Source organism: Kitasatospora sp. NPDC004615, from assembly GCF_042873545.1.
In the GTDB taxonomy this organism is placed as follows: domain Bacteria; phylum Actinomycetota; class Actinomycetes; order Streptomycetales; family Streptomycetaceae; genus Kitasatospora.
Genome location: NZ_JBIALQ010000004.1, coordinates 76,319 through 96,188, shown reverse-complemented (window position 1 = coordinate 96,188; position 19,870 = coordinate 76,319). Strand labels below are relative to the sequence as shown.

The following is a 19,870-nucleotide window of genomic DNA, read 5'->3' as shown; positions in this document are numbered from 1 at the left end:
CCAGGAGAGGGCGACTTGGGGTTGGTCGCCGTCTCCCGGGCGGGGGTTGGGGTGGGTCATCCGACGATGCGGGTGAGGGTGACGCCCTTGTCGGCGAGGCCGGTTTCGTCGATATCGATGGGGCCGTAGTCGGTGATGCTGCGGGCGGTGGCGTCGTGGAGTTGCTTGATGCGGATGCGGTCGAAGAGGGTGTGGGAGGGCAGGCGGCCGAAGGCGTCGTCGTGGGTGAAGACGTAGAGGCCGCGCAGGGCGAGGCTGCCGCGGGCGGCGGCGCGGTCGTGTTCGAACATGATCTCGAAGGCGCGCCAGAACATGGCGAGGTCGTCGCCGGTGACGCCAGTGCGCTTGGCGAGCGGGGCGCTGAAGTGGCCGGCTCCGCGGTACAGGGCGTAGGGGACGATGTGCTTGGTGCCCATCTCGGTCTCCTTGCCCTTCTTGTCCTCGGTGGGGTTGTTGAACGCGTCGACGTCTTCCTGCTTGGTGGGGGTGACGCGGGTGATGCCGATCTCGAGGGGGGTGATCGGGTCGATGGAGCGGGAGAAGGTGAGCTGCATGGGGCCCTGGACGCGGCCGGCGGGCTTCTTGCCGGTGCTCATGACCGCGCCGAACATGCGGATGTCGTAGAAGGTCTGGCACATCCAGGTGCGGGCGTCGGCCTGCTGGGTCTTGGGGCCGAGGGCGGTGTAGGCGCGTTCGTGCTGGCTGTTGAGGGCGACGCCGGCTTCGACGTAGATGTCGTAGCCGGGCTTGGGCTGGTGCTGGTTGAGCATGGCGACGGTGTTGCGGATCTTGCGCTTGATGGCGACGTCGGTGATGAGGCCCTGTCCGGAGACGGGGTCGGTGCGGGGGCTTCCGCCAGCGTCGGGGTCGCCGTTGGGGTTGCTGTCGACGGCCTCGACGAGGAACACGAAGTCGTGCTTGCGGGCGGGGTCGAGGTGGGCGTCGGTCATGGCGGTCTCGTTCTCCAAGAAGTGGTACACGGACGGGGATTGGCGTTTGGTCAGGAGGGCTGTTCGTCGGGGGTGTTCGCGGCGGCCTTGGCCGCCTTCGCGGCGGCTTTGGCAGCTGCTGCCACGGCGCGGGCGGCGAAGTCGGCGGCACGCTGCTGTTCGTAGCCGATGACGAAGCGGGCCTGCTCGCGGGGCGACAGGTGCGTGGGCGGGTCGTCGGTGAGCGCGCCGAGAACCTGCGCCAGCCGCTCGCTCAGGGCGGCGTGAGCACCCGGCTTGTCACGGCGCAGCCGCTTGAGGTGGGCGTTGGCGCCGTGGCGGAGGTTGGCCAGGACCGCGGCCGGGGCGGTCATCGCGGTGCCGAAGTACTTGTCTCCGATGGTGGCCTTCACGTCGGGCAGGGCCGCCGCCTGGATCGCCTCCAGGACGGCGAACGCCCGCCCGCACAGGTAGGCGGGGTCGGTGCTGTCGGAGTCGAGCCTGGGCATCGGGCGGTCCGTTCGGTCGTGGGAGCGGTTGAGGGCGAGGCGCAGCAGCGCGGTGCGCGGGGCGTCGATGCGGTGGTCGGCACGGATGCGCTGGAGCAGGAGCGGGAGCAGGCGCGCCGGTGGCGGGGTGCGGCGCAGGGCGCTGTGCAGGAGTTCGCGTTCGATGCCGTGGGGTGCGGTGCCCTTGACGTACTGGGTGCCGTTGTGGCGGCCGGCGGCGAGGGTGAGGTGCCACAGGGGCAGGTAGCGGGTGGTGCCGCGCCAGCCGTCGTGGACGCCGTGGTCCTCGAACCAGGCGCCGAGGTTGGCCTTGACGGTGCGCAGGGGGACGTCGAGCCATTCCCGCACCACGGTGCGGGCGTTGTTCAGGCCCAGGGTGAGGGCGTAGAAGTCGTTGGGGTCGACGCGGCCGGCAGCGGCCGGGTCGGGAGCTTCGTGGAGGGCGTCGATGAGGTGGGCGACGGCGTCCGGATCCGGGTCGTTGTCGTCGATGAGCTCGATGAGCGGCTCGTCGACGGGCTCGCGCGTCCACCACAGCAGCACGCCGTCGGACAGGGAACGGCGGTGCCGGCCGGAGGCGAGCATGGTGTTCAGCGCGGCCATGGAGCGGCCCCCGCAGCGGTCGCACACCGGGGTGTTGACCAGCTTGACGGCTCCGCCACGGCCCTGCGCGGGCGAGTTGACGCTGACCAGCTGCGCCTCGTTGCTGCCGCCGGTCGACGGGATCGCGCCCTTCTTGATCGGCTCGGGGATCGTCGACAGCAGATCGCCCGGCTCGCCGCACACCAGGCACAGCTCCTGCTCCGCACCGCCGGCGCCCTTGCGCTCGCGCACGACGCGCGCCCACAACTCCCGCACCGATGCGCGCTCGTGCAGCCAGCGGCCGTCCACCAGCACGCCGACCGTGTGCCGGGCGTCCACCTCCGGAGGGACCTCGCTCTTGGCGAGGCCCCGGGTGAGTACCTCCAGCGCCAGGCCGGCCGACGGATCGTCAGGCACCGCGTCCGCCCAGCGGCGCAGCAGGGCGAGTTACTCCCCTCGTCGGCGGGCGGCCTCGGCCACGTCCTTCTCGCTCGGCCCGTGCTCGTCGCCTTCGCCGCGGGCGCGGCCGAGGACGAACTCGGCGGTGTCCACCAGCAGGAACGGCGGCACGCGCGTTCCCGACCGCTGCACATACGGCACCGCCTCGACCGTCGCCTCACCCCTGGACTTCGGCGGCGGCCGGCGATCGGCCAAGGACGGGGCCGCGCCACCGGTCGCGATCACCAGCGCCCAGTCGATCTGCCGGTACCGGTAGAACTCCGGCGGCAGGCCCTCCAACCGCCCGGCCTGCTCGGCCAACCGCTGCAACAGCACCGGCTCACCCCTCGCCGTCGACACGCCACGGCGCCGACGGCATCGCCACCGCGTCCACGGACAGCGGCTCCTCGGGCACCTCCATCACCCCGTCCACCAGCCGCGCACGGAACCACCGGTAGCGCTCGCCCTTCGGCGTGTAGACGATCGAGTGCAGCATCACCCCCAGCTCCTCGATCCGCCCCGCCAACGCGGGCGCCTCGGTCGCCGGCCCGAACGAGGCACTGAACTCCCGGCACCCCAGGAACGGCTGCGAGAAACACGCACCCCGGTCCACCCGCCGACGCAACTGCTCCCGGAACTTCTCCTCCGGCGCGTTCGCGTGCCGCGCCACCACGATCTGCGCCCGGATCCGGTACGCGACGTCCGCCAACGCCATCGTGTTCCGCTGATCCCGGTCCTCCTCCACGTCGTACCGGGCGCCCGGGACAGTCTGGAGTTCCTGCACCTTCTTCGCCGTGACGACCGACTTCACCTCGTTGCGACGCACCTGCATCCACTGCACCGGCCGCAGCACCTCGATCGCCCGCACCACATACCGGAACTCGGGCTTCCAGTAGATCGCCTCCAACACCCCCGTCGCAGCCGACGGAGTCATCACCGGATAACTCACTCGCTCCGACTTCAACTCCGGCCTGGTGAAACACGCAAGAGGCCCCCACACCTCCACCACCAGATCCGGGAACACCCACCCCGAATTCCCCCGACGACGAGCAAGAGCATCCCGCTCCCCCGCCGCAGCAACCCTTCCGGCCACCACAATCGCCTTTCCACACACAGAAGATGACGCACCATCAGTTCTGCTGCGCCGAGGCGACCGTAGACCAGCCCACCGACAACGACCGGAGCGCAGACGCTTCTCCGCACCCACCATGGAGAGCAGGTTCGATCGGCATCAGCCAAGAACAGGCAAAAAGGCCAACAATCCCACTCCAAAGATCATCCAGGAATCGATGGCGACCGATCCACGACCGAACAGCAGTCAGCAATGACCGGAAATCTCCATGCCGCACGGCCGCAACTCTGCCCGGTTCCGATCCTCGGCCGCCCCAGAGGGCGACCGCCACACGCGGGCAGCAGCCCGAGATCGGCGGGCCCCTCGTTGTTGCGATCCTCGGCCGCCTCGAAGGGCGGACCGCCACAGGTCGGACGTGGTGCCCATGTCGACGGCGTCGCGGTTGCGATCCTCGGCCGCCCCGAAGGGCGACCGCCACTCGTTCACGTTGAAGTTCCCCCCTGATCTCGGACAGCGGGTTTCTACGCTGCGGGGGTGAAGTCGTGCCGCAGTCTTGCCCGGGTTTCAAATGGGGTGAGGTACCCGAGCTGGGGGTGCCTGCGGAGCCGGGTGCGGTTGTACTCGACCTCGATGAAGCGGAAGATGTCGGCCCGGGCCTGGGCTCGGGTGGCCCACACTGTGGTGCCGATTTCGGCCTTGAACAGGGCGAACCAGCTCTCCGCTGCGGCGTTATCGTAACAGGAGCCGACCCTTCCCATCGACTGTCTCATTCCCAACTCGCTTATCACAGACCGGAATTCACTGCTGGTGTACTCGCTGCCGCGGTCGGTGTGCATGATGCAGCCTGCCTCCAACTGTCCGCGTCCGGCCGCCAGCCTCAGCGCGGCGACCGGCAGCTCGACGCGGTGGTGGTCCGCCAATGCCCAGCCGACCACCTCCCGGGTGGCCAGGTCGATGCAGGTCGCCAGATACAACTTCCCTTCCCCGGTGACCAGTTCGGTCATGTCGCCGACCAGTCGCATTCCGGCTCTGGGGGCGGTGAAGTCCCGGCCGATCAGGTCGGTGGCGAACACGGCCCGCTTGGCCTGCCGGGTCAGCCCCCGACGCCTGCGGCGGGTGATGCCGGTGATGTCGTGCTCGCGCATCAGCCGCTCGATGCGTTTGCGGTTGGCCACCCGGCCGGCCCGCGCCAGGGCGGCGTGGATCCGGGGGACACCGTAGGCGCCGCGCGAGCCGGCGTGCAGCACCCGGATCTCACCCACCAGCCTCTCCTCGGCCCGCTGCCGAACCCGCCGGGCCGGGGCGGTGGCGGCATGTGCGTAGTAGGTGGAGCGCGGCAGACCCAGGACGCGGCACAGAAGTGCCACGCTGAAGCCGCCGGGGTTCGTCTCGGTGGCCTTCTCCGCGTCGACGAAGGCGCACAGGGCGCCTACTTCAGCGTCTCCTGCGCGAAGAAGGCCGCGGCTTTTTTCAGAAGCTCGATGGTCTGCTGCTGTTCCCGGTTCTGCCGCCGCAGCCGGGCCAGCTCCTCGCGTTCCGCGCTGGTCAGGGCGCCGGTCGGGCCCTCGCCCCGGTCCACCTTCGCCTGGTTGACCCAGTTCCGCAGCCCCTCGGAGCTGACGCCGAGATCCCGGGCCACCTCGGTGACAGTCCTGTCCGAGGACAGCGCGAGCTCGACCGCGTCGCGCTTGAACTCGGCTGTGTACCGCTTGCTCCTGTTGCTCTGCTTGCTCACTACCTGGGCTGCTTCCTCCGGGACCATCCGTCCCAGTATCAAGCTGTCCAGGTCAGCGGGGGAACCTCACGTGGGCATCGGGCAGGTAGTTGTGGAGCGAGTTGCGATCCTCGGCCGCCACGGAGGGCGACCGCCACTCGAGCTCGACCACGGCCTGGTCCGTAGTGTCGCCGCCGTTGCGATCCTCGGCCGCCCCGAAGGGCGACCGCCACGTGTCGCCGCCAGTCATCTCCTTGGTCATGTAGTCGGCGTTGCGATCCTCGGCCGCCCCGAAGGGCGACCGCCACCACCAGGAGCCCTGGCCGACCCCGCGCCAGCCCTCGGCGTTGCGATCCTCAGCCGCCCCGAAGGGCGACCGCCACCCGCCCGCAGCGCGGCCACCCGGGCGTCGGTGTCGGCGTTGCGATCCTCAGCCGCCCCGAAGGGCGACCGCCACTCGTGGTGATCGACTCCCTGTTGCTCGCCTCCGACGTTGCGATCCTCAGCCGCCCCGAAGGGCGACCGCCACCTGGGACCGGCGGATCTCCTGGCTCGGGCCCGGAGTTGCGATCCTCAGCCGCCCCGAAGGGCGACCGCCACCCCCGGGTCTTTCTCGTCGTCCGGGATTACGACGTCGTTGCGATCCTCAGCCGCCCCGAAGGGCGACCGCCACCCTCGCATTCGACCGGATCGTGCGCTACTTCAACCACAAGTTGCGATCCTCAGCCGCCCCGAAGGGCGACCGCCACCTGCGCGTTGTCCTGCTGCGCACTCGGGTCCGAGCAGTTGCGATCCTCAGCCGCCCCGAAGGGCGACCGCCACCCCGCGTCCAGGCCCACCTGTACGGCCTCGGCCAGGAGTTGCGATCCTCAGCCGCCCCGAAGGGCGACCGCCACCAGCCTCACGCCCGCGTGCCGGTTGGTCTTGTTGACGTTGCGATCCTCAGCCGCCCCGAAGGGCGACCGCCACACCGGTCCATCAGCGGAAACCGGCTGTCTCTCGCGCTCTTGCGCGACCAACCAGACAGGCAAATCTACAGAGTTCGGACATCCTGCTTCGGTGCGATCCGCGTGTCGGCTGCACACTCGGGGTTCCGAACCGCTGCCCGCCGACGTCAGTCAACAGCGGTACGGTCCGGCCGTGAACAAGGTAACCACTACGGACAGTTCAAACAGCGAAGCGGCACCACTGTGGGCCCACAGCCGGAACCTACCAGGTACCCGCCACACCCTGGAGGACCATCTCCGGGGATCCGCCTCGCTGGCACGCCGGTTCGGATCGGCCTTCGGCGCAGGCGAGTTGGCCGAGTACCTGGCCCTGATCCACGACGCCGGAAAGGGCTCGTGCGCCTGGCAGCACGGCCTGGACCAGGCGGAGAAGAAGCAGCGCAAGGTCGGCGTCCCCCACAAGGAGGCTGGCGCGTGGCTGGCCGCCTCGCACGCGGGGGTCCCGTTCGGCGCCGTCGTGCAGGGGCACCACGGTGGACTCCCCGAACTCCAGGCGGTGAAGGACCTCGTCCACGCCGTGAAGACCGGCGCCCACGCGAACCAGGCACTGATCGAGGAGGCGATCGCCCGCACGGCGGCCGTCGTCCCGGAGATCGTCCCGACCAGACGCATCACCCTGCCGGCCTGGCTCGCCCACGCGACAGGCCCGGAAGGCAAGTTGAACCGTGACCTGCTGGTGCGGATGCTGTTCAGCTGCGTGGTCGACGCCGACTTCCTCGACACCAGCGCCCACTTCGCAAACACGCCCGCGCAGGTCCGGGCCGACGCCGACATGACGCACCTGCTGGAAGTCTTCGACACGCGCCGGAACGAAGCCCTGTCCCGGCGCCGCGCCTCGAAGATCGACGGCATCCGCCGGCGGGTCTACGAGGAGACGGTGGCCGCAGCGACCGGCGCGCCCGGCATGTACGTGCTCCACGTGCCCACCGGCGGCGGGAAGACTCTCACCTCCGCCGGCTTCGCCCTTCACCACGCCGTCGCGCACGGCCACCGCCGTGTCGTCGTCGCCGTCCCCTACACGAGCATCACCCAGCAGAACGCCCGCACCTACCGCGACATGCTCGACCCCGACGACCCGGACCTTCCCCCGACCGTTCTGGAGCATCACAGCTCGGTCGACCTGGACGGCGCGAAGGGAACCTGGGCGCGCACCGCCGCCGAGAACTGGGACGCGCCGTTCGTCGTCACCACCACCGTCCAACTCTTCGAGTCGCTCTTCTCCCACCGGCCCGCCGCCATGCGCAAGATCCACCGCCTGGCTGGCGCGGTCATCGTCCTCGACGAGGTCCAGGCCCTGCCGGACCGGCTCCTGGCCCCGATCCTCAGCGCCCTACGCGGCCTGGTCGACCACTTCGGCACCACCGTCGTCCTCACCTCTGCCACCCAGCCCGCCTTCTGGTCCCTCTCCCAGCTCGACGGCCTCCCCCGCCGCCAACTCATCGCCGACCCAGCCGAGTTGTTCGAAGAGCTGCGGCGCGTCACCTACGACTGGCGCACCGGCCCCGACGTCACCTGGGAGTCGATGGCCGACGAGATCGGCCGGCGCAGCGGCCGTCAGACACTGACCGTGGTGAACACCACCAAGGACGCCGCACACCTGCACCGCCTCCTGGAAGAGCGGGCGAGCGGCACCGTCCTGCACCTGTCCACCCGGATGACCGCCGGCCACCGCGGTGAGGTCATCGAGCACATCCGCAGGCTCCTGGAGTACGGCGGCGACATCCACGTCGTCTCCACCCAGCTGATCGAAGCCGGCGTCGACCTCGACTTCCCCCGTGTGTTCCGCGCCTGGGCGCCCGCGGAGTCCCTGCAGCAGGCCGCCGGCCGGTGCAACCGCGAAGGCCACCAGGCCCACGGCACCGTCGTCGTCTTCAAGGTCCACGACGCCGGACAGCCCCGCGACAAGGCCTACTCCGCCGCACTCGACGCCACCGCCGCCCACATCGGCCCGAACCTCGCCCGACCCGACAACCTCGACGCCCTCGACAAGTACTACCCGCTGCGCTACACCCTCCAAGGCAGCGGCCCCGCCAGCATGGGCGCCCACATCGACACCCTGCGCGCCCAACTCGACTTCCCCGCCGTCGACGACGCCTTCCGCATGATCGACGACACCCTCAACCGGCCCGTCGTCGTCATCCGCGACGAAGCCCACCGCGCCGCCGTCGAAGCCGACATCGCCGCCCTCAGATCCCCCTACCCGTGCGGCACAGAACCACTGCGCCGACTCCAACCCCACACCGCCCAACTCCCCCGCCACGAAGCCGACGCCGCACTCACCGCCGGCCTCGCCGAACCCGTCATCGGCAACCTCCTCCTGTGGAACGGCGCCTACCACCCCCACCGCGGACTCGACCCCGCCCAACCCGAAGACCGAACCGCCTTCCTCCTCTGAGCCCTCCTCAGCGCGGAAGCCGCCCCGGAGCCTCCCTCGTTCCACTCACGCCGACCACGAGACGACCGCACCTGGGCGCAGTCCGATCTGATGGGCGCGCCGGGCCGCGTCGGCGACGTTGCGATCCGCGGCCGTCCCGCAAAACGACCGCCACCGGCGGGTCAACCGACTCGGTGCAGCATGGGCGGGATGTTCCGATCCGCGGCCGCCCCGAAGGGCGACCGCCACGAGCTCGACGTCGTGCTTGTCGGCCTGGACCATCGGGTTGCGATCCTCGGCCGCCCCGAAGGGCGACCGCCACTCCTCGCCCTGCACCGCGGCGGAGATCGCGGCACCGACGTTGCGATCCTCGGCCGCCCCGAAGGGCGACCGCCACGCCGAGCGCGTCAATGAAGCGGCCAGCGGCTTTGGCGTTGCGATCCTCGGCCGCCCCGAAGGGCGACCGCCACGCCCCGCCGACGGTCTGCGACACGCCACGGTCGGTGTTGCGATCCTCGGCCGCCCCGAAGGGCGACCGCCACGCTGCGCGGGCTGCGAGGTTCGGTGTGACGTCGGTGTTGCGATCCTCGGCCGCCCCGAAGGGCGACCGCCACGGGGCTGGTCGGGGCCCGGGGTGCGCACGGAGTACACGTTGCGATCCTCGGCCGCCCCGAAGGGCGACCGCCACGCCGGCCCATCAGCGGAAACCGGCCGTCTCTCGCGCGCTTGCGCGACCAACCGGACAGGCAAATCCACAGAGTTCGGACATCCTACTTCGGTGCGATCCGCGTGTCGGCTGCACACTCGGGGTTCCGAACCACTGCCTGCTGACGTCAGTCGGCAGCGGTACGGTCCGGCCGTGAACAAGGTAACCACTATGGACAGTTCAAACAGCGAAGTGGCACCACTGTGGGCCCACAGCCGGAACCTACCAGGTGCCCGCCACACTCTGGAGGACCATCTCCGAGGATCCGCCTCACTGGCGCGCCGGTTCGGATCGGCTTTCAGCGCGGGCGAGTTGGCCGAGTACCTGGCCCTGGTCCACGACGTCGGGAAGGGCTCGTGCGCCTGGCAGCACGGCCTGGACGAAGCGGAGAAGAGACAGCGCAAGGTCGCCCTTCAGATGGCTGCTCACCCCGACGGCCGCCTATAAAGCTACAACCTCTCGGGCGTTCCGATGCCGAGGAGGTCCATGCCCTGCCGGAGGGTTTGGCCGGTGAGCTGGCAGAGCAGCAGCCGGGTCTCCATGACCTCACGGCTGGGGGCCTTGAGGACGGGGCAGTGCTCGTAGAACGCGGTGTACGCCGCCGCGAGGCTGTGCAGGTAGGCGCAGAGGCGGTGGGGTTCGAAGGTCTCGGCGACGAGGTCGATGGTGGCGCCGAACTCGTCGAGGAGGAGGCCGAGGGCGCGTTCGGCCGGCTCCAGGACCAGGTCCTGATGGACGGTCGGGGTGACGCCGTCGGGGGCCTTGCGCAGGATGGACTGGATTCGGGCGTAGGCGTACTGGAGGTAGGTGCCGGTGTCGCCGTTGAGGGAGACCATGCGGTCGGCGTCGAAGATGTAGTCGCGGGTGCGGGAGGTCGAGAGGTCGGCGTACTTGACCGCGCCAATGCCGACCTGCTTGGCGCGGTCTTCGAGTTCCTCGGTGGCGAGCTGGGGGCTCTTCTCGGCGACGACGGTGCCGGCCCGGTCGACGGCTTCGTCGAGGAGGTCCATGAGGCGGACGGTCTCGCCGGAGCGGGTCGTGAAGGGCTTGCCGTCCTTGCCGAGGACGGTGCCGAAGCCGAGGTGCAGGGCGCGGACGTTGTCGGGGAGCCAGCCTGCGCGGCGGGCGGTCTCGAAGACCATCTGAAAGTGGAGGGCCTGGCGGCTGTCGACGACGTAGAGGAGCTGGTCGGCGCCGAGCAGACCGACGCGGTCGCGGATGGCGGCGAGGTCGGTGGTGGCGTAGCCGTAGCCGCCGTCGCTCTTCTGGACGATCAGCGGGGTGGGTTCGCCGTTGGGGCCCTTGATGTCGTCGAAGAACACGCACAGGGCGCCGTCGGAGCGGACGGCGACGCCGGAGGCTTCGAGGTCGGCGCACACGTCGGCGAGCATCGGGTTGTAGTAGCTCTCGCCGACGGCGTCGGCATCTTCGAGGAGGACACCGAGTCGGGCGTAGACGGCCTCGAAGTAGACCTTCGACTCGTCGACCACGCCCTGCCAGGACGCGACGGTCTCGGCGTCGCCGGCCTGGAGCTCGACGACGCGCCGGCGCGCGCGATCGGCGAAGTCGGCGTCGCTGTCGAACTTGGCACGCGACGCCTTGTAGAGGCGGTTGAGACGGGACATCGACGGCCCGGAGTCGTCCGGCTCGGTGTCGTCGGCGAGCTCGTCGGGGTGTTCGACGAGGTACTGGATGAGCATGCCGAACTGGGTGCCCCAGTCCCCGAGGTGGTTGCGCCGGATGACCTTCTCGCCGGTGAACTCCAGGGTGCGCACCAGCGCGTCGCCGATGATCGTCGAGCGCAGGTGGCCGACGTGCATCTCCTTGGCGATGTTCGGCTGGCTGTAGTCGATCACCGTGACGCCGGCCTCGGCGTTGCTGCCGACACCGAGTCGGACGTCGGCTGCGCGGGCGGCGAGGCGCTCGAGGATGGCGGCGTCGGTGACGGTGACGTTGATGAAGCCGGGCCCGGAGACCTCCAGGTTCGCGATCACCTGGTCAGAGCCGAGGTTGTCGAGCACACGCGCGGCCACCTCGCGGGGGTTGGCGCGCAGCGGCTTGGCCAGGCTCATGATGCCGTTAGCCTGGAAGTCGGCGCGGTCGCTTCGTCGCAGCTGGGGGTCGCTGTCCGCGGCGTCGGGGAACGCTGTGGAGATCGCCTGTGCGAAGCGCTCGCGCAGCGCGTCGGCGATGGAGAGGACCGTAGGCATAGATCGAAGGACCACTTCTGTGAGAAGGCGGATCCGCGGCCGGGCCGCAGGCGTCGCACAGCGCCGCAAGGTCGAGTCAGCCGGCGCCGTCTGCCGAGTATCCCATTCCCCCCACAGCCAACGGCCCAACTCCCTTCGCTACGGAGCGCAGCCCGAACACTCAAGACCATTGATCGCAGCTCATCCTGAGTGGCCATCAGCAACAAGCACGAACCCCTCCGACTTCGGGAAAGCAAGCGTTCGCCACGCTCCGAGCCCTCGCGCACGCCGCCGCCAGGATCAGGTCGGCATCGTCACCCTGATGACCTCCACCGAAGCGGAACGACGGCTCGCCGCAGACCTCCTCGGAGAACGCCTCCACCTCATCCACATCCGCGCCCCCGAACCGGTGCGCCACGCCCGCGACGCCGTCCGCGCCTACCGGACCAACCCGGCACCGGACGCGCCGGAGCTGTCGTGGCCCGGCCCCGAACAGCCCGCGCTGGCGCTCGACACCACGGCCCCTCTCAACACCACCGCGAACGCCCTGTACACCTTCGCCGCCACCGCCCTCGCGAACGCCACTTCCCCATAGACGTCAGTCAAGCAGCAGTCGGGAGATGCGGCATCGAACCGGCCCGCACGGGTGCCGCCTGCCGCCCGTCGTGCGAGGCTGCGCCATGCCCGCTGCGGTCGCCCCTGGCCTTCTCCGCCACCCCGATGAACGCCAGCTCGGAGAAGAAGAAGCCACCCAGCCGGTCCGCATCGCACACCGAGGTGTACCAAGCCTCGACCTCTTCAGGGGTGACCGCGCCACGACCATGCCTGGCGGCGGACAGCAGAGCCTTCCGGATCTGGCCAACCCGATCCTGTGCGTGCCCCGTGAACTCGGTCGACCACGCCAGCAACGGCTCGACGCCGACGAGCTCCAGCGGGCTGCGGGCGAGGAGCAGCCCGAGCTTGCGGCCGATCCTGCCGTCCGCGTGATCCATCCAGCTCTGCGTGTCGTCCGCGAACGCGTGGCACACCCGCCGGTCGAGATCGGCGTCCGCGCCCGCGACGACCATCGAGTCAAAGTCGACGTGCGCGATGACCGCCCGCCCGCCAGGCCGGAGGACTCGTACCACCTCGGCCAGCATCGCCTGCGGGTTCGGCAGGCACTCGGTGGTGTTGTACGACAGGACGACGTCCACGCTCTCGTCGGAGCATGGGAGAGGATCGCGCAGATCCGCAACGACCGTCGCCGTCGACCCCTTGTGGCCTGCCAGAGCCTCCTGCGCCTGGCGCAGCGACTCCGCCGAACGGTCGATCCCGATGAGGGAAGCCTGCGGCGCTATCCGGCTGACAGCGCGCAGCGTCGGTCCCTCACCGCAGCCGAGATCGACAACAACCTGGTCAGGTTCCTGCGGGCGGGCCAGCTCCGCAAGGCGTGCGTGGATCGGCTCGGCACTGTCGGACACGGCGCAGCCCTCCTCCCCTGTTCGCGCCAGAGCCCGAGATGGCGGCACCAAGAGTCCGGATTTGCACCATATGACACGCTTCGAGATGCCTCATCCCGAGAAGGGAACCCACCCAGCATGGCTCACCCCTTCGAGCCACCGGCCACCCCAGCAGCACGTCCCACCAGACGAAGAACACCCAGCCCCGCAGCCGAAGCCGCAGCCACATGCCGCCCCGAGTGCCTCCTGGAGTCAGCCGACCAGCCGGCGACTCGATGTTCCGCCAGCCCGCACCCGGCACACCGCGCTTCCTGTTTCCTGGTCGTCCGGCGAGCAAGCCCCCGAGCTCAAGCAGACTCCAGAGCCTCATGAACCAGCACGGCCTGCCCAGCCTCGGCGCCCGAAACACGGCCGTGATCGAGGCCGTCAGCGTGCTGCCACCCATCGTGGTCAGCGATCTGTTCGGCGTCACGCCCAGCAGCGCCTACCGCTGGGCTCAGTACGCACAGAGCAGCTGGGCCGACGACCTGGCCGCCCGCCAACGCGGCGACACGTAACGGTCTCGCTCGCCGCCGCGAGGGCGCGCCCCTCTGAGTCGGCCCCGGAAGTCCTTCGGGGGCCGCCACGACTGTCACCCTGTCGCCCCAGGGCACCCGTGACACGCCGCCTGGCGGCGGCCGAGAGCCAGCCCAAGCCCTGTACCTCAGTCAGGCCAGCGGCAGGTCATCCACGACTCGACGGCGGCTGCGCTCCCTTGCCCGACAGCATGGAGAGATGGCGAGCCCTCAGAATGGCTGAGTCTCCAGGTCGCGGTTGATGCGCTGCCAGGTGCGGGCGGCGGTGATGGTCGGGTGGTCGTCGCCGAAGAGTTCGACCAGCGAGGCGACCGCCTGGAGCCGCAGGCTCTCCGTCTCGGCGCGCCGCCCGCCGGCGCGGAGGGTGACGGCGAGGTTCACCTGGGACACCAGCGCGTCCGGGTGGCTGGGCCCGTACCGGGCGGAGAGGCCGTCGAAGGCGGTGCGGCCGAGGCGTTCGGCTTCGGCGAGGCGGCCGCTCTCGGCGTAGGCGTTGGCCAGGTTGATGGTGGCGTTGAGGGTGAAGGGGTGGTCGTCGCCGAGGCCGGCGGCGAGGCCGGCGGCGGCGAGTTCGCCGTGGTGGACGGCGCCGCCGAGGTCGCCGCTGCCGCGCAGGTAGATGCCGAGGTTGTTCTCGCAGGCGTAGGTGAACGGGTGGTCCTCGCCGATCAGGCGGCGGTGGTCGTCGAACGCGTCGGCGGCAAGGTCGCGGGCGGTCTCCTTGTCGCCGGCGGCGCTGAGGTCGGCGGCGAGGTTGAGCCGGCAGGCGAGTGCATCGGGGAATTCGGGGCCGTACAGGTCGAGGTAGCGCTGGTAGGTGCGTTCGGTGAGTTCGCGGGCCTCGGCGTAGGCGCCGGCGCGGCGCAGGGAGACTGCGAGGGACTTGGCGTTGCGCAGGTCCTCGGGGAGGTCCCTCTGGGGGAGTTCGGCGAAGGCGTCAGTGACATCGCGGAGCAGTTCGACCGCGCCCTTGTAGTCGCCCAGCTCGCGGAGGTCGCGGGCCAGGCTGGACTTGGAGCTGAGCGTGTACGGGTGGACCGGGCCCAATACCATCTGGCGGCGCTCGAAGGTGTCCTGGTCGAGGTCGCGGGCGGCCTGGCTGTTGCCGACCAGCCGGTGGTCGATGGCCAAATTGTTGGCCGCCGCGAGGGTTAGCGGGTGGTCCTTGCCGAACTGATCGACGAACTGGTTGAAGGTTTCCTGGTCCATGGCCAGCGCCTCGTTGAAGCGGTTCAGGTACCGCAGGTCGGCGGCGAGTGAGTTGGCGGTGATCAGGGCGTACGGGTGGTGCTCGCCCAACAGTTCCCACTGCCCTGCGAGGGTCTCCTCGTCAAGGGCCAGCGCATCGTTGTAGGAACCCATGGAACGGAGCACGTTCGCGCGGTGGAACCGGAGGCTGAGGATCTGTCTGCGCAACGTGCGGCGATTCGCCTCGTCCGACTCAGCCTCGTACCGGGCCGACCAGATCTCGTTGAGTTGCCGGCAAAGGCTGAGGGCCTGGTCGAGGTCGACCCGCTTACAGAGGTAGCGAACCCGGTCGATGAGGAGTTCGCGAACCTCGCGTTCGTCGCAGTCATGGGCGTGCGAGGGTGCAAGGTGGGGCCAGATCCGCTCCATCGTAGGCCAGTTGGCAGGATCGTCGGTATCGCCGCGAACCGGCCGGGAGCTGACCAGGATGCGGTGCACTCCGTGCATCGCGGCGCTCTTCTCGTCCTCGCTCATGCCGCTGCGAACCACGGCCTGCACAAGACGATGCATCTGGAAGCTGTCGCTCGCCACGTCGATCTTGGCGAGGGCGTAGCGGCTGACCGCACGCAAGACCTTGCCGAGCATGAAGATGTCGGTCAGTTCCCGGTCGTACGGTTCCAGAGCGAGCCGCATCGGCTCGGAGTAGAAGAACTGCTTCAGCGAGATCGGCTCGGGTGCGAAGAAGGCGCATAGTTCCAAAAACCGGACGGCAGCCGGCGACTGCTCGCGCAGCCGAGCGATCGAGACGTTCCAAGTCAGACCGACCGGGGTCGGATAGTCCAGCGGGGTCTCACCGGCGGCGAGGACCTTGGTGGCAGCGGCCCACAGTTGGGTGACGTAGGAGTCCACCGGGGTCCCGGTGGACTCCAGCCAAGCGGCGGCGACCTCGACGGCCAACGGCAGGTCGCCCACCTCGTGGGCAACCCGGGCGGCGTCCTCCCGGGACAAGCCACCGACCCGGCGGCACAGGTGATCGATGCTCTCCGAGCGGTCGAACACGTCCACCGACAACACCCTGGCCAGGCCAGACCAGTTCGGGTTTCGGGAACTAATCAGGGTATGCCCGGGGCCGTCCGGGAAGAAGCGGCGAACATCAGCGGGGGTGTCGGCATTGTCGAAGATCAGTAGCCATCGGGCGGTCGGCATGCCCCGGCGCAGCGCGTCGCGGACTGCTTCGGCCGCCTTGTCAACGTCATCGCCGACGGGAAGGCGGATCAGTCGGGCCAGTTCGGCGAGGGCAGACGTGATCAGCTCGGTCTGCTCGGCGTCGATCCACCAGATCAGGTCGTAATACGCCTTGTAGCGGTGCGCGTACTCCAGCGCCAGCTGCGTTTTGCCGACCCCTCCGAGCCCCTGCAGGGCCTGGGGTGGCGCGGCCACTAGGGCCGTGGTGCCCTCAACCAGCCTCGCGTGCAACTCAGCCAGCACATTGTCTCGGCCGGTGAACGACAGATTCTTCGGTGGTGCATTCCAGTATGTCGGGCCGATTCCAGCAGACGGCCCTTGCCCGGACCCGCTGTCGGCTGGTGTCAGTGTCGGCATGTCTCCGGCACCGGCCTCGGTTGACGTCAAGATCAGATTGCCGTTCACGACCATGCCTATGTGCTGCGCGGCCAGTCCGCGACGGCCGTTGGACGTGATCCAGTACTGGGCAGGCGGCTCATCGGGCAGTGTCACCGCTGAACTGTGGTGTTGTCACCGTTGATTACGGTGCCGATGTTCTGGGCCGCGATGCTTCGTTCGCCCGTGGCGGTGATGACGACCTGCGGGGCGGGCGGCAACATCGCGGCAACGTCCTCGCGGAGCCGGTCATCCTCACGGAGGGCACGCTCGATCTGTCGACGCAGGTCCACAGCAGCCTCAGCGCTCTCCGGCTCGGCGGCGGCCTCCTCCAGCGCAACGGTCAGGGCGGCCTGGTCCGAGCGCCGCCTCCGGTGCCATACCGTCTGAATAATGCGCTGCCCGAGATTCGCCGTCGCATCCACGGCCGCATCCTGAGCCCGTGTGAGCACAGCAGCCCCGTACGCGGTGACCGCCGCGCTGAGATAGGGCCCGGTCTGTTCTACCAGCTGCACCAACTCGGTTGACATGCTCTCCCCCTCCGGCGTCATGACTCTGTGTCTCAGTGAAACCTAGCCCGAACGCCGCCAGGGCGGCCAGTTAACCGCCTGTCGCAGCACTAAACAAGGGAATAGCGCACGCTCGGAACACTGCCTCTTCCCCAGTCCGGTACGACCTGGTGGCGGCCGGGATGTCCCACCACCGGATCGACATGATGGTCTACCGGCGCTACGGGGATGACCTGGTGACGCTGGAGCTGGCGGCGTCGGTCCCCGGCGGGTGCGGCGCCCTCTCGGGTCGGCGGACGGAGCTTGCCCGCCCGGTCGCGGCCAGCCGTCGGACGGTCACCGACGTCCTCGTGCAGGCCGGCGGCGAGATCCGCGGGCTGTACGAGGAGCTCGACGCCCGTCTGCTCGACCTGGGCGATGGCCACGCGGTGCCGCTGCAGCACTACGTTGCCTACCGCCGGCGGAACTTCGCCTGCGTCCGGGTGCTGGCGCAGGCTCAGGCTCTGGTCGTCTTCCTGCGGGTCGACCCGACGACGGTCCAGCTGATCCCGGGCTGGACCCGGGACGTCCGGAGAATCGGGTACCTCGGGACGGGCGAGCTGGAGGTCCGGATCGGGTCGGTGGAGGACCTCGATCGGTCGATGGAGCTGCTGCGCACGAGCTACGCGGCTGCCGCGTAGTTCGTCAACGGCGATGGTCGGCCCGCTCGTTCAAGGGCCGGGTCCGCGGGGCGGACCGTGACCTTCAGCGGTGCCGGGTTGGCCAGCGAGGCGGTTACCGCCGGCGGGGGTGGTGCGGTGGCGGTCGGTTCGCTTGCCCGCGGGGCGGAGGCCGAGTTGATGGCCTGCTGGATGTGGGCGCGGCAGGCGGCCCAGCGGCTCAGGTCGCGCTGGTAGGTCCGGGCTTCCTCCCCTCCGGCAAGGCTCGGGTGAGGGGCTGCGGGCTGACGGTCCTGGGGGTTCGGCTGTTCGAGTTGGTCCTCTGCGTCAGGGGGTGGCGATTCCCGGTGCCGCCGTGAGGCGAGCGGGGTCATAGTCCTCGGTGGTGCCGCGGTTCTCGGGCCAGCGCGGTGATCAGAGCGCGTTCACGGACGAGGTCGGCGTGGACTTCGGGCTGGTTCGGGTCGAGGGCTTCGATGGCGCTGTCGATCGCGTCGAGGGCTTCGGATCGACGGCCGAGGCTCCGCCAGGCGGTGGCCGTGCGAAACAGCATGATCGGGTCGGTGTCGTCGAAGGTGGGCCAGGCGGCCAACTCCAGGAGCCGCTCGGCCTGGTCGGGTAGTCCGTCTCCGAGCCAGAGGCCGTGGAGCAGGGCGTGGCAGACCTGGAGGTTGTCGCCGGCCTCGGCGAGGGTGCGGTCCAGGGCTTCGAGGGCACCGGGGGCGGAGCTTCCGAGGAGGGCGAACGCCGCGAGGGCGCGGGTGTACGGATCCCAGCGGGCTCGCTCGCTCCCCGGAGCCTGGTCGAGCAGCTGCTGGATGCTGCGGCACTGGAAGTCGGGGCGGAGGGCGACGAAGTGGATGTGCCGGAGCGCCTGGGCGTGGGTGCGGTCGGTGCCGGGCTGGGTGAAGTGGTCGGTGCCGGCGAAGTGGGCGAGGGCGCTGTTACGCCGACTGCGGGCGTACCAGGTGAGGTAACTCTCTCTGGTCTGGAGCTGTTGAGATCCCTGAGTCGGAGCTGTCGCGAAGCGGCGGCGGTGAGTCGACTCCCCGGTGGCCACCGAGTCACCGGCTACGCGGGTCGCCGCTCGTCAAGGTCATCTGCCCCTGGTGGCCGGTACCTCGATGGGGCCGCTCGCCTGCTCGTTCCGTGGTGGTGCGTGGCGGGAAACAGGGGCCGGGCGTCGGAGTACCGTCCGGCGGTCCGCGCCCAGTCGCAGCGTCCGCGGATCAGGGCCGCATTACGACTTGGGGCGCAATAGTGGCTGATCAGCACAAGCCGTCCAGGCGGGTAGCAACGCGGAAGCGTTGCAGAACCACCGGAGTGGCGTCGTTCACTGTGAAGCGAGAGTCAAATAGGAGGGTGCGGTATTTGCTAATCAAGGCAGCTAGTAAAGTGGGGGTATCTCTCTGGATAGAACATCTGATCAAGACAGCGGCGCAACCCGCCGTCGACGATGTGGTCCAACCACGGGATCGATTCGAGAAGAGCGGCGAGATCGTCCGTGACGGACAGCTCCAGGAAGGCTCGAAGGTTGTCGGGGACAGGGCCGTCGGTGAGGCACAGCCATGTCAGGGCCGCGCATACCCTGACTTCTGCAGGCTGACTGTAATCCTGCCACCAAGCACACATTTGATCGATGGTATCCGGGTGCCGTTCTTCCCACGCAAGCTGGCCGATTGCCAGCACCAGGCAGGCACGTACCGCGGGATCCTCTTCATCCTGAAACCGAGCGCTCAGGCAGTCTGCGACTGACGCGGGCCGGTTCGGAACGGCGGCCAAGGCGTAGGCAGAAGCCTGGCGCACTTCCGGATCAGGATCGCCAAGCAATGGCAGCAGCAAGCCAGCGTCGGCCGCCAAGGCCTCGCGAGCGGCCTGTACCGACCAGTTTGCAAGGTAGCCGGAGGGTTCAAATACTATCTGGTCATCGGCACGAGCGGCTCGCAGTAGACCGGTGCGGCTACCGTCCCCGAAATACTGGCGTCGAACCAAGCCCGCAATGACCCGCAGGATACCGGCACGATGAAAGGGGAGGGCAACGACAATGCGGACCAAGAAGGGAATCGCCAAAGCACCAGCCGCCGAACTGGTACCCTGCTGAAGCAGTCTCCCCGAAAGTTTGCTGAGCGCTTCATTAGAGCTACGTTCATCGCCGGTGCGAGCCTGCTCCAGAAGATCGGGCACATCACTACCGGGCCCGTATGCATGGCTGAAATTACTCCATGGAACGGCGCCGTAGACGAACCCATTTTTTACTTCCACCGGCATGTGAGCAACGACAAAACGCACGTCTTCTACTGTGCCGGCATGAAATTCCATCCCTTCCTCGCTCCACACCGAAGGAGCATCCGGCCCACCCC

At 69.2% G+C, this 19,870-nt stretch carries 16 protein-coding genes and 2 CRISPR repeat arrays; of the genes, 4 read left to right on the top strand and 12 right to left on the bottom strand.

The genetic code is table 11. The features are described 5' to 3' along the window. Positions 1 to 56: 56 nt before the first annotated feature. From cas7c to ACFYS8_RS15220, 6 genes are all read right to left on the bottom strand, one after another. Positions 57 to 950 carry a type I-C CRISPR-associated protein Cas7/Csd2 gene (cas7c, locus tag ACFYS8_RS15245; RefSeq protein ID WP_387640902.1) on the bottom strand — a complete coding sequence of 298 codons (894 nt, stop codon included), beginning with the start codon at positions 948 to 950 and terminating at the stop codon, positions 57 to 59. A 50-nt stretch (positions 951 to 1,000) separates the two neighbouring features. After that, complete coding sequence (gene cas8c / locus ACFYS8_RS15240) at positions 1,001 to 2,458, bottom strand: type I-C CRISPR-associated protein Cas8c/Csd1 (RefSeq protein ID WP_387642131.1); 1,458 nt, start codon at positions 2,456 to 2,458, stop codon at positions 1,001 to 1,003. A gap of 9 nt (positions 2,459 to 2,467) precedes the next feature. Beyond that, on the bottom strand, positions 2,468 to 2,794 hold the full coding sequence (locus ACFYS8_RS15235; protein ID WP_387640899.1) for a hypothetical protein: 327 nt from the start codon (positions 2,792 to 2,794) through the stop codon (positions 2,468 to 2,470). A 4-nt stretch (positions 2,795 to 2,798) separates the two neighbouring features. Next, positions 2,799 to 3,458, bottom strand: a complete 660-nt coding sequence (cas5c, locus tag ACFYS8_RS15230) for a type I-C CRISPR-associated protein Cas5c (RefSeq protein WP_387642128.1) — start codon at positions 3,456 to 3,458, stop codon at positions 2,799 to 2,801. 593 nt (positions 3,459 to 4,051) lie between these two features. Next, on the bottom strand, positions 4,052 to 4,954 hold the full coding sequence (locus ACFYS8_RS15225) for an IS3 family transposase (protein ID WP_387642126.1): 903 nt from the start codon (positions 4,952 to 4,954) through the stop codon (positions 4,052 to 4,054). A 5-nt stretch (positions 4,955 to 4,959) separates the two neighbouring features. Then, on the bottom strand, positions 4,960 to 5,265 hold the full coding sequence (locus tag ACFYS8_RS15220) for a transposase (RefSeq protein ID WP_387640897.1): 306 nt from the start codon (positions 5,263 to 5,265) through the stop codon (positions 4,960 to 4,962). Between the two features lie 100 nt (positions 5,266 to 5,365). After that, positions 5,366 to 6,213: direct repeats of the CRISPR family, unit length 37 nt; unit sequence GTTGCGATCCTCAGCCGCCCCGAAGGGCGACCGCCAC. Positions 6,214 to 6,303: 90 nt separating this feature from the next. Between ACFYS8_RS15220 and ACFYS8_RS15215 the strand changes: the two genes are divergently transcribed. Beyond that, the gene (locus ACFYS8_RS15215) at positions 6,304 to 8,646 is read left to right on the top strand and encodes a CRISPR-associated endonuclease Cas3'' (RefSeq protein WP_387640894.1); all 2,343 of its coding nucleotides are present in this window, start codon (positions 6,304 to 6,306) and stop codon (positions 8,644 to 8,646) included. A 117-nt stretch (positions 8,647 to 8,763) separates the two neighbouring features. Beyond that, a CRISPR array of direct repeats spans positions 8,764 to 9,314; the repeat unit is 38 nt; unit sequence GTTGCGATCCTCGGCCGCCCCGAAGGGCGACCGCCACG. 466 nt (positions 9,315 to 9,780) lie between these two features. On the opposite strand, the gene argS is transcribed toward ACFYS8_RS15215, so the two are convergent. Further along, a complete protein-coding gene (gene argS / locus ACFYS8_RS15210; protein ID WP_387640892.1) occupies positions 9,781 to 11,541 on the bottom strand; it encodes an arginine--tRNA ligase in 1,761 nt (586 codons plus the stop codon). Positions 11,542 to 11,842: 301 nt separating this feature from the next. Between argS and ACFYS8_RS15205 the strand changes: the two genes are divergently transcribed. Beyond that, positions 11,843 to 12,115, top strand: coding sequence for a hypothetical protein (locus ACFYS8_RS15205; RefSeq protein ID WP_387640889.1), 273 nt, complete (start codon positions 11,843 to 11,845; stop codon positions 12,113 to 12,115). 7 nt (positions 12,116 to 12,122) lie between these two features. Here ACFYS8_RS15205 and ACFYS8_RS15200 read toward each other — a convergent pair whose 3' ends face one another. Next, on the bottom strand, positions 12,123 to 12,980 hold the full coding sequence (locus tag ACFYS8_RS15200) for a methyltransferase domain-containing protein (RefSeq protein ID WP_387640886.1): 858 nt from the start codon (positions 12,978 to 12,980) through the stop codon (positions 12,123 to 12,125). 347 nt (positions 12,981 to 13,327) lie between these two features. Between ACFYS8_RS15200 and ACFYS8_RS15195 the strand changes: the two genes are divergently transcribed. Next, entirely contained in the window at positions 13,328 to 13,516 is a 189-nt protein-coding gene (locus tag ACFYS8_RS15195; protein ID WP_387640884.1) for a hypothetical protein, read from the top strand. Between the two features lie 228 nt (positions 13,517 to 13,744). On the opposite strand, the gene fxsT is transcribed toward ACFYS8_RS15195, so the two are convergent. Both fxsT and ACFYS8_RS15185 read right to left on the bottom strand, forming a co-directional pair. Then, entirely contained in the window at positions 13,745 to 16,324 is a 2,580-nt protein-coding gene (fxsT, locus tag ACFYS8_RS15190) for an FxSxx-COOH system tetratricopeptide repeat protein (RefSeq protein ID WP_387642123.1), read from the bottom strand. Positions 16,325 to 16,455: 131 nt separating this feature from the next. Then, on the bottom strand, positions 16,456 to 16,872 hold the full coding sequence (locus tag ACFYS8_RS15185) for a hypothetical protein (protein WP_387640881.1): 417 nt from the start codon (positions 16,870 to 16,872) through the stop codon (positions 16,456 to 16,458). Positions 16,873 to 17,033: 161 nt separating this feature from the next. Between ACFYS8_RS15185 and ACFYS8_RS15180 the strand changes: the two genes are divergently transcribed. Then, the gene (locus ACFYS8_RS15180) at positions 17,034 to 17,531 is read left to right on the top strand and encodes a transporter (RefSeq protein WP_387640879.1); all 498 of its coding nucleotides are present in this window, start codon (positions 17,034 to 17,036) and stop codon (positions 17,529 to 17,531) included. Positions 17,532 to 17,880: 349 nt separating this feature from the next. Here the strand turns inward: ACFYS8_RS15180 and ACFYS8_RS15175 are convergent, their stop codons facing one another. Together ACFYS8_RS15175 and ACFYS8_RS15170 are read right to left on the bottom strand one after the other, a co-directional pair. Beyond that, complete coding sequence (locus ACFYS8_RS15175) at positions 17,881 to 18,570, bottom strand: hypothetical protein (protein WP_387640877.1); 690 nt, start codon at positions 18,568 to 18,570, stop codon at positions 17,881 to 17,883. A gap of 314 nt (positions 18,571 to 18,884) precedes the next feature. Further along, positions 18,885 to 19,847, bottom strand: coding sequence for a HEAT repeat domain-containing protein (locus ACFYS8_RS15170; RefSeq protein WP_387640875.1), 963 nt, complete (start codon positions 19,845 to 19,847; stop codon positions 18,885 to 18,887). Positions 19,848 to 19,870 lie beyond the last annotated feature (23 nt).